The sequence below is a fragment of the Actinoallomurus sp. CA-142502 genome (genome assembly GCF_050936355.1).
GTDB classification, from domain to species: Bacteria; Actinomycetota; Actinomycetes; order Streptosporangiales; family Streptosporangiaceae; genus Actinoallomurus; species Actinoallomurus iriomotensis.
This window is the reverse complement of the sequence record NZ_JBNJMY010000001.1, coordinates 1,084,884-1,098,372: the sequence shown is the minus strand read 5'-3', so window position 1 is coordinate 1,098,372 and position 13,489 is coordinate 1,084,884. Positions and strand designations below refer to the sequence as shown.

At 72.1% G+C, this 13,489-nt stretch carries 13 protein-coding genes; 5 read left to right on the top strand and 8 right to left on the bottom strand.

What is annotated here, in order from left to right; genetic code table 11:
* Nucleotides 1-17 precede the first annotated feature (17 nt).
* Entirely contained in the window at nt 18-281 is a 264-nt protein-coding gene (locus tag ACQEV1_RS05325) for a hypothetical protein (protein WP_433391853.1), read from the bottom strand.
* An 89-nt stretch (nt 282-370) separates the two neighbouring features.
* The gene (locus ACQEV1_RS05320) at nt 371-967 is read right to left on the bottom strand and encodes a protoglobin domain-containing protein (RefSeq protein ID WP_433391850.1); all 597 of its coding nucleotides are present in this window, start codon (nt 965-967) and stop codon (nt 371-373) included.
* Between the two features lie 137 nt (nt 968-1,104).
* On the opposite strand from ACQEV1_RS05320, the gene ACQEV1_RS05315 reads away from it, so the two are divergent.
* From ACQEV1_RS05315 to ACQEV1_RS05305, 3 genes are all read left to right on the top strand, one after another.
* Nucleotides 1,105-2,676, top strand: a complete 1,572-nt coding sequence (locus tag ACQEV1_RS05315) for an alpha/beta fold hydrolase (RefSeq protein ID WP_433391848.1) — start codon at nt 1,105-1,107, stop codon at nt 2,674-2,676.
* 28 nt (nt 2,677-2,704) lie between these two features.
* Nucleotides 2,705-3,196, top strand: coding sequence for a hypothetical protein (locus tag ACQEV1_RS05310; RefSeq protein WP_285632956.1), 492 nt, complete (start codon nt 2,705-2,707; stop codon nt 3,194-3,196).
* Between the two features lie 161 nt (nt 3,197-3,357).
* The gene (locus ACQEV1_RS05305) at nt 3,358-4,440 is read left to right on the top strand and encodes a calcium:proton antiporter (protein ID WP_433391846.1); all 1,083 of its coding nucleotides are present in this window, start codon (nt 3,358-3,360) and stop codon (nt 4,438-4,440) included.
* Nucleotides 4,441-4,494: 54 nt separating this feature from the next.
* Here the strand turns inward: ACQEV1_RS05305 and ACQEV1_RS05300 are convergent, their stop codons facing one another.
* From ACQEV1_RS05300 to ACQEV1_RS05290, 3 genes are all read right to left on the bottom strand, one after another.
* The gene (locus tag ACQEV1_RS05300) at nt 4,495-5,175 is read right to left on the bottom strand and encodes an esterase/lipase family protein (protein WP_285632962.1); all 681 of its coding nucleotides are present in this window, start codon (nt 5,173-5,175) and stop codon (nt 4,495-4,497) included.
* A gap of 92 nt (nt 5,176-5,267) precedes the next feature.
* Nucleotides 5,268-8,078 (bottom strand): AAA family ATPase, encoded by a 2,811-nt coding sequence (locus ACQEV1_RS05295; protein WP_433391843.1) that lies wholly within the window; start codon nt 8,076-8,078, stop codon nt 5,268-5,270.
* Between the two features lie 116 nt (nt 8,079-8,194).
* Nucleotides 8,195-9,064: a hypothetical protein gene (locus ACQEV1_RS05290; RefSeq protein ID WP_433391841.1), complete on the bottom strand. Its 870-nt coding sequence runs from the start codon at nt 9,062-9,064 to the stop codon at nt 8,195-8,197.
* 351 nt (nt 9,065-9,415) lie between these two features.
* Here ACQEV1_RS05290 and ACQEV1_RS05285 point away from each other — a divergent pair, with 351 nt between their 5' ends.
* Entirely contained in the window at nt 9,416-10,822 is a 1,407-nt protein-coding gene (locus ACQEV1_RS05285; protein ID WP_433391838.1) for an MFS transporter, read from the top strand.
* Between the two features lie 10 nt (nt 10,823-10,832).
* Here the strand turns inward: ACQEV1_RS05285 and ACQEV1_RS05280 are convergent, their stop codons facing one another.
* Both ACQEV1_RS05280 and ACQEV1_RS05275 read right to left on the bottom strand, forming a co-directional pair.
* The gene (locus ACQEV1_RS05280) at nt 10,833-11,015 is read right to left on the bottom strand and encodes a hypothetical protein (protein WP_285632974.1); all 183 of its coding nucleotides are present in this window, start codon (nt 11,013-11,015) and stop codon (nt 10,833-10,835) included.
* A 130-nt stretch (nt 11,016-11,145) separates the two neighbouring features.
* Entirely contained in the window at nt 11,146-11,913 is a 768-nt protein-coding gene (locus ACQEV1_RS05275; protein ID WP_285577889.1) for an acetate uptake transporter family protein, read from the bottom strand.
* A 439-nt stretch (nt 11,914-12,352) separates the two neighbouring features.
* Between ACQEV1_RS05275 and ACQEV1_RS05270 the strand changes: the two genes are divergently transcribed.
* Nucleotides 12,353-12,799: an SPW repeat protein gene (locus ACQEV1_RS05270; RefSeq protein ID WP_285632977.1), complete on the top strand. Its 447-nt coding sequence runs from the start codon at nt 12,353-12,355 to the stop codon at nt 12,797-12,799.
* Nucleotides 12,800-12,825: 26 nt separating this feature from the next.
* Here the strand turns inward: ACQEV1_RS05270 and ACQEV1_RS05265 are convergent, their stop codons facing one another.
* Nucleotides 12,826-13,347 carry a MarR family winged helix-turn-helix transcriptional regulator gene (locus ACQEV1_RS05265; RefSeq protein WP_285575360.1) on the bottom strand — a complete coding sequence of 174 codons (522 nt, stop codon included), beginning with the start codon at nt 13,345-13,347 and terminating at the stop codon, nt 12,826-12,828.
* Nucleotides 13,348-13,489: the final 142 nt, after the last annotated feature.

The following is a 13,489-nucleotide window of genomic DNA, read 5'->3' as shown; positions in this document are numbered from 1 at the left end:
CCGGCCTCTCGCGTCCGCTAGCGCGCGGCGGCGACCACCGTCGTGGTCTTCACCGGCGCGGCGGCGACCACCGTGGTCGTCTTCACCGGCGCGGCGACCACGGTGGTCGTCTTGACCGGCGCGGCGGCGACCACGGTGGTCGTCTTGACCGGCGCGGCGGCCACCACGGTCGTCGTCTTCACCGGCGCGGCGACCACGGTGGTCGTCTTGACCGGCGCGGCGGCGTCCACCAGGCCACGGTTGTCGGGGATGAGGTCGAGCTCTGCGAGTCCGGTGTTCATGAGCGGTTCCCTTCGTCCGGCGATTCCGCTGTGACGGTAGGAAGGCGGCGTACAGACTCCCGTACAGGCCACGTACAGGCGGGCTCGCGTCACCAGCCGGCGGCGCCGGTGTAGGCCCGGGTCCACACGGTGACGTGGAGTATGACGGACTTGGTGAAGGCCGCGTGCATCCGGTCGACCCGCTCGGCGGTGGCCCCCGTGGCGGCGAGGTACTCGCGTGCCGTGGTGATCACGACGGCGGTGAAGGCGAGCAGGTAACGCATCGGAATGTGGTCGAGCGAGTCGGCGTGGTCGGTCCGGTTCTTCTTGGCGTGGGTGTGACGCAGGCCGATCTCGTGCTGATAGTTCAGCCAGTCCTGGTCCAGCGGGCGGGTGCAGGCGTCGATGATGAAGCGGTCGAACCTCGGCTTGCTCGCGGCGCCGTACTCCGGGTTGGGCGTCCCGTCCGGGTGACCCGAGTAGGGCCGCATGAACGACAGCTCGCCGAGCCGGGCGCGCCACGCGGTGACCATGTCGCCGGCCTGCCCGGCGAGGATCCCGGCGGCCTCGCGCAGGGCCTGCTCGTCCTCCGGCGTGAGCCCGGCCACCGCCTTCAGCCGCTCCAGGTCCTCCAGGCTCAGCGGCGACCGCGCGGCCTCATCGGTGCCGTAGGTGTAGCCGGGAATCCCGGGCGTGTGCTCACTCATCGTCAGTCCTCCCTGGTCGGGCCGTATCTCCGCACGTTAGGCGCAGGACGGTTCCACGACGGTCGAAGCGTTTCGCGTACGGACGACCGCCTGCGGCGGGATGATCGTCGTCGGCCTCGACCGGCAGGGAGCGAATCGTGCGGACCGTGGAAGACGTCCGGCCGCGTGCCGAGCGGCGACCGGCGCTCCGCGTCGTGGCCCTGCTGCTCGCCCTGGTGTGCGCCGCGATCGGCGCGGCCGGCCTGGCCACCGCGGACCGGGGCGTCGAGCGGCACTCCACCGCGGTGGCCGGGGTGCCGCTGGAGGTGGTCCGGCCGGCGGGGGCGACGGGCCGGCTGCCCGGCGTGGTGGTCGCGCACGGTCTGGCCGCGAGCAGGCAGCTCATGCGAGGGTTCGCGGACACGCTCGCGCGTCGCGGGTACGCCGTGGAGCTGGTGGACCTGGCGGGACACGGGGCGAGCACCGCCCGGCTGCCGGGCGCGGGCGACGGCCTCGCCGCCGACGCGCGGCTCGACCGCGACCTGGACATCGCCGTCGGTCACCTGCGCTCCATGCCGTGGGTGGACGCCGCGCGGATCGGCCTGCTCGGCCACTCGATGGGCGCCGCCGCGGTCCTGCGGTACGCCACCGCGCACCCGGAGATCAGCGCCACGGTGTCGATCTCCCAGGGGCCGACGTCATCGACCGGATCCGCGGCGCGCCCGCGGAACCTGCTCCTGCTCGCCGGGGGTCTGGAGTTCGCCGGGTTCCGCGACGGCGCCCTCGGCGCGCTGCGGGCCGCCTACCCGGGGGGACGCGCCGGCGTCACGTACGGTGATCCGCGCGCCGGCACCGCTCGCCGGGCGGTGCTCGTCCCCGGTGTCGAGCACGTCGGCGTCCTGTTCCACCCGCGCACCCACCGCGAGGTCGCGAGCTGGTTCGACGGGACGCTCGGTTCCTCCTCCGGCGGGCCGCACGGGGCAGGCCTCCGACCTGTGTGGCGCGCCGGTTCCGCGATGCTGCTGCATCTGGCCGCGGTGCTGAGCTTCGGCGCGATCGCCGCGGCCGTCCTGCGGCCTGTGGCGTCCGGCCGCGAACGCCGCCGGGTCCCGCTTCCGCTCGCGCTCGGGGTGCCGGCGGGCGCCGTCCTGGCGGCGGTGCCGGTGATGGCGGTGGTCCCGCGCGGCCTGCTGCCGCTCGCGGTGGCCGCCCCGGTCGCCGGGTTCTTCGGGGTCATCGGCGTGGTGCTCCTGGCCACCGCACTGCTCACCGGGCGCACCGGCGTGACCCGCGCCGGCCGGTCGTCGGTCGTGGCGGCCGTGGTCCTGGTGGCGCTGACGGTGGTCTCCTTCGCCGTACCGGCCCAGCTCGGCTGGGCACACGCCGTTCCGGTCGGGCCGCGAGCCTGGGCGCTCCTCCCGATCGCCGCGTGCGCGACGGCGTTCTTCGGCGGGATCGAGGCGCTGTGCGGCGGGTACGGCCGGCGAGCGGCGATCCTGATCCACGCCTGGATCGCGGGAGGCGCCCTGGCCGGTCTCGGTGTCGCCGCGCTCGTCGGCGCCGCGTCGTCGTTCGTCCTGCTGGTGGCGCCGCTGCTGGCCGGACTGCTGGTCTGGCAGGGCGTCCAGGCCGCGGCCCTGCGCGCGGTCCGGGCACCGGTATGGCTGACCGCAGTGGTCGGCGGCGTCCTGCTCGCCTGGCCGATCGCCGTGACCATGCCGATCATCTAGCGCTCACCGGCTCGTCTATGCTCCCGGCGTGACAGCGGAGAATCCGGAGGCCATCCTCGATGACCTCCTCGCCCGCCCCTTCCCGCAGGAGGACGTGCGGGACGGCGATCGGCGCAGCGGCCCGGGCCATCACGTGCAGGTTCTCCAGGCCAGCCAGGACTTCTGGGATGACCGTGGTGAGGATGTCGTGGAGGCGGCCGAGGAGGAGATCGACGCCGCCTTCCAGGCACTCGTTGCCGCGTTGACGGAGCGCTGGGGCGAGCCGGAGCCGGTCGATCTGTCGCCGTACCTGGAGCGGGGACTCGTCCAGCGACCGGTCATCGATCGGCTCGGCCGCCGGACGCCTCCCGCGCCGGATCCGGTCCCAGAGCCGATCAACCAGTTGTGCATGCTCAGCAGCACGATGCTCCTGTGGCGGCGGCCCGAGTCCGGCCGATGGGTCGCCCTCACCGTCGCACAGGCCGACCCGGAATTCCCGATCCAGCTGCTGGCCGCGGTCGGCGAGGCACCGATCCCCTAGTCGCGCCTTCCGCTTGCCGAGCCGCTGGGGGGCTTATCGCCGGTCACGTTGTCGCTTGTCCGGGTCGTCCCGAGTCGTCCGTAGCCGCTGGTCCGCGTCGCCCGGCGGCGTACGCTTCCGCAGGTGATCGGTAGCGGAACCGGGTCGTGTGGCGCCCACGCGTGAGGTCGTGGGCGGCGCACTGGACCTGGCTCGCTCCGATACTCGCGGTCGCCGTGCTGTCCCTCGTCTGGGGACGCGCCGTGTCACCGGCGGTCGCCATCGGGGTGGGGGTGGTCCTGGCCGTCTCGGTCCTGGCGGCCGTGCATCACGCGGAGGTCGTGTCGCATCGCGTCGGTGAGCCGTTCGGCTCGCTGGTCCTCGCGGTCGCCGTCACGGTGATCGAGGTGGCGCTGATCTTGGCACTGATGATCTCCGGGGGCAGGAAGACGGAGTCACTCGCCCGCGACACGGTGTTCGCCGCCGTGATGATCACCTGTAACGGCATCGTGGGCATCGCCCTGGTGATCGGGACCGTACGCCACCGGGTGGTGGCGTTCAACGCGGAGGGCATCGGCGCCGCGCTGGCCACGGTCGCGGCGCTCGCGACGCTCAGCCTGGCGCTGCCGACGTTCACCACCACCCGTCCCGGCCCGACGGCCAGCCCGGGCCAGCTCGCCTTCGCGGCGGTGGCCTCCCTGGCGCTGTACGCCCTTTTCGTGCTGACCCAGACCGTCCGCCATCGCGACTACTTCCTGCCCCCGCAGGACGCCGCGACGGGCGCCGAAGAGCACCTCGCCCGTCCCTCGGCGCGCCGTACGCTGTCGAGCATCGTTCTGCTGCTGGTGGCCCTGGTGGCGGTGGTGGGACTGGCCAAGGCGGTGTCGCCGGCGATCGAGTCCGCGCTCGCGGCGGCCGGCCTGCCGCAGAAAGTGGTGGGCGTCGTCATCGCGCTGCTCGTGCTGCTGCCCGAGACCATCGCCGCGGTACGCGCGGCGTACCGCGACCGCATCCAGATCAGCCTCAACCTCGCCCTCGGGTCGGCGATGGCCAGCATCGGCCTCACCATCCCGGCCATCGCGATGGCCGGGATCTGGCTGAGCGGACCTCTCGTCCTCGGTCTGGGCCCCACGCACCTGATCCTGCTGGGGCTCACGGTCGCGGTCGCGACCCTGACCGTGGTGCCGGGCCGCGCGACCCTCCTCCAGGGCGGCGTGCACCTGACCGTGTTCGCCGCCTTCCTCGCTCTCGCGATCAGCCCGTGAACCACGGAGCCGGGCCCCGGCGGTGCCGGGACCCGGGCTCTCACGGGGGCGGGGTCAGGTCGACAGGAACGTGCGCACCGCGGTGAGGGTCACCGTGTCGGTCAGGTACCCGATGTGGGTCTGGCACGCCACGTTGTTGTTCGTCGCGCCGTTCAGCTCGGTGCTGGTGTAGGGAATGATCACGCCGTCACACGCGGAGTACCAGGTCGCGTACTTCGTGTTGCCCGGCGTCTCGTCGCCCGAGGTCACGGTCTGGATGAACGACGAGCCCGGGTACATCTCCTGGCACGAGGGGTTGGTCAGGCAGGCGCCGGCGTACGTCGTGCCGTGGTTGGCGCCGGCGATGGAGGCGAGGTGCCGCACGTACGGCTGGCCGCCGAGCTCCTTGATGTACCAGTCGCTCACCAGCCCGCCCATGGAGTGGTTCACGATGTCGACCTGGGAGGCTCCCGTCTGGGCCAGGACCTGCTGGACGTACGTCGCCAGCCCGGCGGCGCTGGTCTTGTTGGACTGGGCCCAGTTGTACTGGTAGGCGAACATCTCGTTGGTGCTGTAGCCGCCCGCCGCGAAGACCGCCTCGGCGGTGGTCCAGTTGGACGCGCTGCCGGTGTAGCCGTGGACGAAGACGACGGGCACGTGGGTGGCGGCGTTCGCGGTGCCCGTCTGCCCTGCGGACAGCAGGCAGGCGACGGCGGCGAGAACGGCCGCGAGGAAGGTGCCGAGCGATCGGCGCATGGTTCCCTCCTGGCTGGGGGACTGGGACGGATGGCCGAAGTCTCATCCGGCGCCCGGCGCGGCGCATCGGCGAAATCACCAGTCCGAGGGGCTCAGCTGAAGAACCGCGCCAGTTCCACGCGGGAGCGGATGCCGAGCCGTACGAAGACGTTCCGCAGGTGGTGGTCGACGGTGCGGTGGCTGAGGAACAGCCGCGCCGCGATCTCCCGGTTGGTGGCGCCCTCGGCGGCCAGCCGGGCGATCTGGTGCTGTTGCGTGGTGAGTTCCTCGGCTCCCTTGGGCACCGAGGCCGGGGCGGTCTCCCCCGCCGCGCGCAGTTCGGCGCGCGCGCTCTCGGTCCAGTGCTCCGCCTCGTAGTACTCGAAGATCTGCAGGGCGTTGCGCAGGTGCTCGCGGGCCGCGCGCGGCTTGCGCCCGCGGCGCAGCCGACGCCCGTACAGCAGTTCCGTCCGCGCCATCTCGAACGCCGAGTCGCCGCGCTGGTGCAGCCGGAGCGCCTCGCGGAAGTGCTCGTCCGCCTCGGCGTCGTCCCTGGCCAGCAGCGCGTGGCAGCGGTGGGACAGGGCGAGGCGTACGGCGTTGCGCGTGCTGGCGGCCCACCGGTCGAAGACCTCCAGCGCCTGCCGCGCGCCCGTCCTCTCGTCGCAACGGACCGCGGCCTCCACGAAGTGCGGGGTCGCCATCACGTGCACGACCGGATGGGCGTGCCAGGTCCGGGCCATGAGCGAGTCGGAGCGAGCGAATCGACAAGCACGCGCTCCTGGCCACTCCTCCGGCGAAGGAGGGCTCATGAGCCGGAGGCGCCCCGCGGCGTCCGCCGGACGTTCCTCGATCAGCTCCAGGCAGGCGAGCGCCCAGGTGGTGAACGCGCCCGGCCGGGCGAGCACGCGCCGGGCCGCCGCGTCCGACACGGCGTCGAGGCGTACGCGGGCGGTGTCCTTGTCGCCCTGGAGCGCGGCGAGCAGCGCCATCGTCGCGAGATGGTCGATCGCGTGGTTCTCCTGACCGGCGGCGCGGGCCAGCCGGAGGCCTTCCATGGAGTGCGCCGTGGCGGAGGGATAGCGGCCGAGCCACAGATCGGCGAGGGCGAGGTAGGCCAGCGCCCACGGCTTCACGGCGGCGTCCGGGCCGATGCTGAGCCGGACCGCCTCACCGGCCAGCTCGTGCGTCCGCTGGTCGTCGCCGAGCATCTGCGCCGCCATGCCCGCCCACACCTTGGCCGCGCAGTCGTCCGTCGCGTCCGCCAGCCGTACCGTACGGCGCAGCGGCTCGACCGCCTCCTGATGGCGGCCGCGGTAGGTCGCGGACATGCCCTCGAAATGGGCGAAGAGCAGCTCGGTGTCGGGCGGCTCGTGCCGGCCGCGCAGGGCCGCGGCGCGCTCCGCGATCGCCAGGTACCGGCGCAGGTCACCGTTCAGGCAACTCGCCTCGCCCGCGTACGCCAGCGCCACCACCGCGCTGCGGCGGTCGTGACCGGCCAGCCGGTCCGCCGCGTCGAGGAGCAGCCGACGGCCGGCGGCCGGCCGGCCGTCGCGCAGCTCGATCTCGCCGCGCAGCAGGTCGGCGCGGCCGCGGAGCGGTCCCTGCCGCGCCGCGGGCGCGAGCCGCCGGACCAGGGAGCGTGCGCGCCTGCTCCGGCCGGCCAGCCACGCGTCCGTCGCCGCCGCGAGCAGTACGTTCGCCTGCTCGTCCGGGTCGCGGGTCAGAGTCGCGGCCCGCTGCCAGGCGCGCGAGGAGTCGGTGTACCGCCCGGCCGCGCCGGCCTCGGCCGCCGCCGCGCACAGCTCGGCGGCGAGCGCGTCGTTCGCCTCGCAGGCCAGCGCGGCCCGGTGCCAGACCCGCCGGGCCCGCTGCCGGTCGTCGTCGAGCACGCTCGCCAGCAGCTCGTGCACGGCGTTCCGCTCGGACAGGGGCGCGTCGGCGTACAGGGCGCCGCGGATCACCGGGCTCGGCACCGTGATCGACTCGCCGTCCACCCGTACCAGCCCCCATGCGCGTACCGCCTCCAGCTCGCGCAGGTCCAGGCGGGCGACCGCGGCGGCCCTGGTCAGCGTCCGGCCGTCGAGACGATCGTCGGCGACGGCGAGCAGCGCCAGCCGGCGCGCGTCGGGCGACAGGCGGAAGAACCTCCGCCGGTACACGGCCCGCAGCCGGCTCCCCGGCGGCAGCGTCTCCGGAGGCGGTTCGTCCCCGGAGAGCTGGCCGGGCGTCAGCGCCGCGGCCATCTCGACGAGCGCGAGCGGGTTGCCGCCGGTCAGCTCGGTCAGCCCCGCCGCCAGGTCCTCGGTGACGCCGATGAGGCACCGGTCGGCGAGGACCTGCGTGCTCGCGGTCTCATCCAGCGGCGGCAGCGGCAGCCGGGGAATCCCGGCGAGCCGGTCGCGCTCGGGCGTGGTCACGTGCTCGTTGTGCGCGGCGAACAGCATCACCACCGGCGCGTCACCGAGCCGGCGCGCGGCGAACGCCATCGCGTCGAGCGACGGGCGGTCGAGCCAGTGCACGTCGTCGATCCAGCACAGGAGGGGCCCGTCGCCTGCGGCCCGGGCCAGCAGGGCGTGCACGGCGGTGCAGAGCGTGAACGCGTCGGCGGTGCCGTCCCCGTCGAACACGCGGCGAAGCACCTCGGCCTGACGGCCGGGCAGGCACCCGATCCGGTCCGCGACGGGCCCGAGCAGGCGATGCAGCCCGGCGAGCGCGAGCGACGACTCCTGCCGGATCCCGCGGATACCGAGCGTCCGAAAGTCCAGGCCTGCCCGGTGGACGGCCCATTCGAGCAGGGCGGTCTTCCCCATGCCGGGCTCGGCCAGAACGGAGAGCGCCCCACCCCGCCCGGCCCGGGCCCTTGCGAGCAGGTCCTCCAGTACGGCGAGTTGGTCGTCACGACCACGCAAGACAACGGACACATCGCCAGTTTTACTCGCCAGTAATGAAAGGCAAGGTGCGGATGTCAGGCAAGTCCGGTAACGGCCAGCCGAGCGCGGACGTCACCTCGCCGACCGCGCCCGACCACCCCGAAAGGTCAGTCGAAGATCTCCGCCGCCGTGGAGACGACGGCCGCGCGCTCAGCCAGCTCCTCCAGCTGAGCAAGGTCACCGCACCCGATGATGCGAGCGCGGACGTCTGGCGAAACACAGACACCACGCGCCGACAGCACCTTCAAGATGGTCTTGGCCACCGCCTCGACCGCCCCCTCGGCCTTACCCTCCGCCTTGCCTTTGGCTTCGCCTTCGCCGAAGTAGTGGCGGGCGAACTCGCTCTGGTACTCGTAGTTCTTGAGCTTCATCAGCGTCTCCAGGTAGTGCTGGGCGGCCTGCGGAAGCACTGCCGATACAACATCATGGTAGAGCGCCCGGTGATCGTCATCGAGCACTCCGTAAGCGTCGACGAGCGGCTCAAGGGTCTTTTCCCCGCCCGGTCGGGCGCCATGCGCCAGGGCCGACAGCACGGCGAGTTCCGGGGTGCGGACGGCCTCTTCCGGCTCGACCACCTGGGGGATCTGCTCGGGGCCGAGAACGATCGGTTTCAGCGTCATTCCCGGATGGCCGAGATCGATCGTGCGTGAGGCCCACGCCGCGGTGGCGCGCGCGGGGCAGACCACCAGCAGCTTGACCGGGCACTTCAGGCGATACCGCAGACCCATGAGATAGAACGGCCAGCTGTAGGGCTTGTCCTCATCATCGCGGCCCTGGACTTCGACGATCACGGCGAAGCTCCTCTTCGCCTCCCAGTACTCGACCACCGCGTCGGCGCGTAACTCGGCGAGCCGATCGTCCGTGACGCTCTCGGATCTGAGCCGGGCCTCACGGTAGCGAGGAAGGGAAAGGCCGAGTGCGCCACCGACGATCTCGGCGGCCAGCTCTGGGCGGCTGCGAAACATCTCGCAGATCACCTCATGCTTACTTGAGGGGGGCATGAGCAAGGATACTAACGGTAACTCAGTGACTACGCTAAGCGATGCGGAAAACCGCCGTAATGCGCCGTCGACCGGGTCGAACGCAGGCGAGCCGCCGTACAGCGAAACCTGCCCCCTCGGCGATCATCCGCCCACATCGAGTGCGGAATTCTGAGCGCGACGGAGGCCGACGCCTTCAGCGCCTACCCCGGCGATGCCGGTCCCAACGGCTGCGTCGTTCTCACCTGGTGAGCCGGGAAACGCCGGAGAACCCGCTTAAGCGCTTCTCCCGTTCGCCGCGGCGGACGGGGTATGCCCTGAGCATGGAAGACGCACCCACCGGTTCAGATGATCATGCGCCGGTGGGGCGAGGCGGGGAGACGGTGGCTCCTGCGGGCCGTGGGCGGTCCGGCCAGGTTGCGGGTGATCGCCATTCTCGCGTGCGTGCTGGCGCTCGACTCCGCGGACAAGGGCACGGTCGGCGCCCTCGGGCCGGAGCTCAAGCAGAGCCTCCACCTGTCCAACACTGAGCTCGGTTCACTGATCGCCGTCTCCTCCGCGATGGGCGGCCTCGCGGCGATCCCCGTCGGCATTCTCACCGACCGGGTCCGGCGGACCGGTCTGCTGGCCGTGAGCATCGCCGTCTGGAGCCTGGCGACGGTGGCCGGCGGGTTCGCCGGCTCGTTCGCCTGGCTGCTGCCGGCCCGGCTCGTGCTCGGGGCCGCCACCGCCACGGCGGGCCCGACGCTCGCGTCGCTGGTCGGCGACTACTTCCCGTCCGCCGAACGCGCGCGGATCTACGGCTTCATCCTGAGCGGCGAGCTGCTCGGCGCGGGCGCCGGCCTGCTGGTCGGCGGGAATCTCGGCCGGGTGCTGGGCTGGCGATCGGCGTTCTGGGCGCTCGGCCTCACCGGCATCGCGCTCATCGTGGTGATCCGGCGGAAGCTGCCGGAACCGGCGCGCGGCGGTCACCCCTCCGACGTACGAGAGGGTGACGCGCGGCCGCCCGATCCGGCGCGGTCGGCGTTGCGCGACGGTTCCGTGGCGCCCGACCCCGCCCGTCTCCTCCGGCGCGACCCGGCGCGGATGTCGATCTGGGAGGTGACGCGGTACATCTTCGCGATCCCCACCAACGTCGTCCTGATCACCGCGTCGGCGATGGGCTACTTCTTCTACGCCGGGCTGCGAACGTTCGGGGTCGTCTTCGTCGAGCGGCAGTACCACCTCGCCCAGGGAACCCTCAGCGGCCTGGCCGTGCTCGTCGGCGCCGGGGCGCTGGCCGGTACGCTCGCCGGCGGGCGCATCGCCGACCGGCTCATCCGCCGCGGACGGATCGACGCCCGCCTGACCGTACCGGCGGCGGCGTTCCTCGTCTCCGCCGGCCTGTTCGTCCCGGCGCTGCTGACCGCGTCCGTGGCGATCGCCCTGCCTCTGTTCACGCTCGCGGCCGCCGCGCTGGCGGCGTCCAACCCCCCGGTGGACGCCGCCCGGCTCGACGTCGTCCCCTTCCGGCTCTGGGGGCGGGCGGAGAGCGTACGCACGGTTCTGCGGATGGCCGCCGAGTCCATCGCCCCGGTGACCTTCGGTTTCCTCGCCGACCTGCTGTCCACGGGGAAGGCGCTCAGCGCGACCGGGCTGCGGTGGGCGTTCCTCATCACCCTGGTGCCCCTGGTGGTGAGCGCCGGCATTCTCCTGCTGGGCCGGCGGACCTATCCCCGCGACGTCGCCACGGCCCAGGCCGCCGGCGGGCTGTGACGCCGGCCGGTCAGAGCACGTGGGGACGGTGCCGCGACACGTCCGCGGCGTCCAGGAGTACGACGTCGCACTCGTCGCACACCCACACGCCGTCGGGCACGGCGAACCGATGACTCGCCGCGTCGTCACGCGCGCAGACGATGTGGTAGGCGCGACTGGTCCGGCGCGCCAACGACCGGCAGAAACTGGTCACTCTTGACACTCTGTGCTCCCGCGGGGGGCCAACGACTCGGGCAGGCGTTGAGCCTAGCGGACACAGAAGTGGTCTTTGACCAGCGGTTCCTCTGCCGGCCGTACGGCGGGCCGGACGGTGCGGCGGCCGGCTACTGCCCGATCTTGAGGCCGGGCTGACCGTGCCGGTACTCCAGCGGGCGGGCCGCGCGGCCGGGGATCTTCTCCGCCATACCGCGGGTCCGGATCAGCGGCAGCATGGTGCGCCGGAAACTGCCCTCCAGCATGAGGGCCGCCGCGACGTACAGCGCGATCGCCGAGGCGATCACGAAGATCCAGCCCGCCACGCGGACGGGCCAGGACAGGCCGGCGAAGAAGCCGGCGGCGCCGAACCCGCATGCCAGGGTCAGCGCTCCGAGCACGGCGGCCATGCCGAGGTTCTCGCCGAGCGCGGCGAGCGCGCACAGTCCGGTGATCGCGCACATGGCGATGAGCCAGAACGCGAACGCCGGATCGGCTGCTCCGATCCGCGGCGCGACCAGCACCGTCGGGAACGCCAGGAGGGCCAGGATCAACAGCAGGCCGAAGCCGACCCAGAAGGCGCCCCACATCCCGTGCACCGCCGTGGCCAGGCCGTCGCGGGCGCGGTAGCTCCACCGTGCCGCCATGAACTGCGCCAGACCCGCGGTCAGCACGAACGGGTAGAGGGTCAGCGGTGTCAGGGCGGTGCCGTACCAGCGCGCCATCCATGCGCCGACCATCATGGTCGCCGCCGCCAGCCCGAACAGGCCGAGGATCGAAGGTGCGGCGATCGGCTGCAGGAAGACCCGGCTGCGGTCGTGCCAGAACGAGAACTCCCGCTCATCGCTCTCGGCCTCGCCCGGCGGCGGGCGCATCGGTTCTCGCATCGGTTCCCGCATCGATTCTTCTCCGGGTCCCTCTGCCCTGGGCCCCGCTCCGGACGATCTGCCGAAGCCGTGACGCCCACGTGGTTCCGTCATCGCATCCTCCCCCGTGATTGACGGATGCTTACCGGGCCCATTACCGCAGCTCAATAGGTCCAAACGCGCCTTTAATATATATTTTGCCGCCATCGCATCAATTAGCGCTTTTATCCCAAATGTTGCTATGGCCTCACCGGTGCCAGGATTCTCAGCGGTGTCGGATCAACAGCATGGCGGCGGCCGTAGCAGCACCTTCTGGGCGACCTCGGCGACCGTCCGTACGTCGGCGAGCTCCCGCTCGCGCTGCTGCCGGACCGCCCGGCCCGAATTATTCTTGCACTGTGCGGGAATCAACGGGCACGGGGCGGGAAGGGTCAGTAGTGAGCAGGCTCGATCACGAAAGGTGGTGTGCGCGATGTCGACACGTCCGATGATGGAACGCCATCCTGACATCGCCGAGCTTCGTGCTCGCTACGACCTCGCGGCGGAGCGGCCGACGGCCCAGGCGGTCGACGGGCTGACGTTCCTGAGTGGCCTCTACCTGGCCATGTCCCCATGGATCGTGGGGTTCGGCGGTCGTACGACGTTGACGATCAACAACCTGATCAGCGGCATCGCCGTGGCGTTGCTGGCGGTCGCGTTCGTTTCGGCGTACGGCCGCACGCACGGTGTCACATGGGTCGTGCCACTGATCGGCGTATGGACGATCATCGCCCCATGGGTCGTGAGCGGGCACCCGGCCACGACCGCGACGATCTGCAGCAACGTGGTCGTCGGTGCGCTGATTGTGATCTTCGGGGCGCTGGCGGCCGGGGTCGGCCTGGCCTCCCGCCGGACGACCATGGGCGAACGCCGCTTCTGACGGCGTCTCTCCCCGGCCTCCGCCGATCACTGCCAGCCGAGCGTCAGAGTGTCGTAGACCGGTTCACCGAGCGCGGGCTCACCGCCCGCCTCGGTGAACGCCTGTAGCGCGGCGATCAGCCCGGCCCGCTGGCCGGGCGCCATCGCGGCGACGATGGCCGCGATCTCCTCCCGCCGCCGGGCGGTGACCTCGTCGACGATCTGCGCCCCCGCGTCGGTCAGGCGCAGCAGGATCTCGCGGCGGCTCTCCGGGTTCACCCGCCGGTCGACCAGGCCGGCGGCCACCAGGCGCTCGACCATCCGCATCGCGGTCGAGGGGTTGACCGCGAGCTGTTCGGCGAGCGTCACGAGCTTCATCCGCGGCCGGCTCGCGAGCACGACCAGCATCCGGAACTGCGGCAGGGTCACCCGCTCCTCCACCGCGGCGAGCGAGCGCGCGGAGATGGCGACCAGGAGCCGCGACGCGGTCAACACGGCCGTCGTCACCGCGTTCACGTCCTCGCCGCTCGGCTCGGTCGCCGGCGAGGACCACACCGCATGCTCTGCCATGGACCAGTTCTACCCGTTTCCCCGGCCGCCCGCGAACGTTGCACAGGGCAAATGTGGGCGTCGGCAAACGTCGTTGTTCGAGCCCGGAAAAGGATGTGGCGTATCCTGGCCAAAGTTTGCCCAGCTCAGAAACCGGGCATAA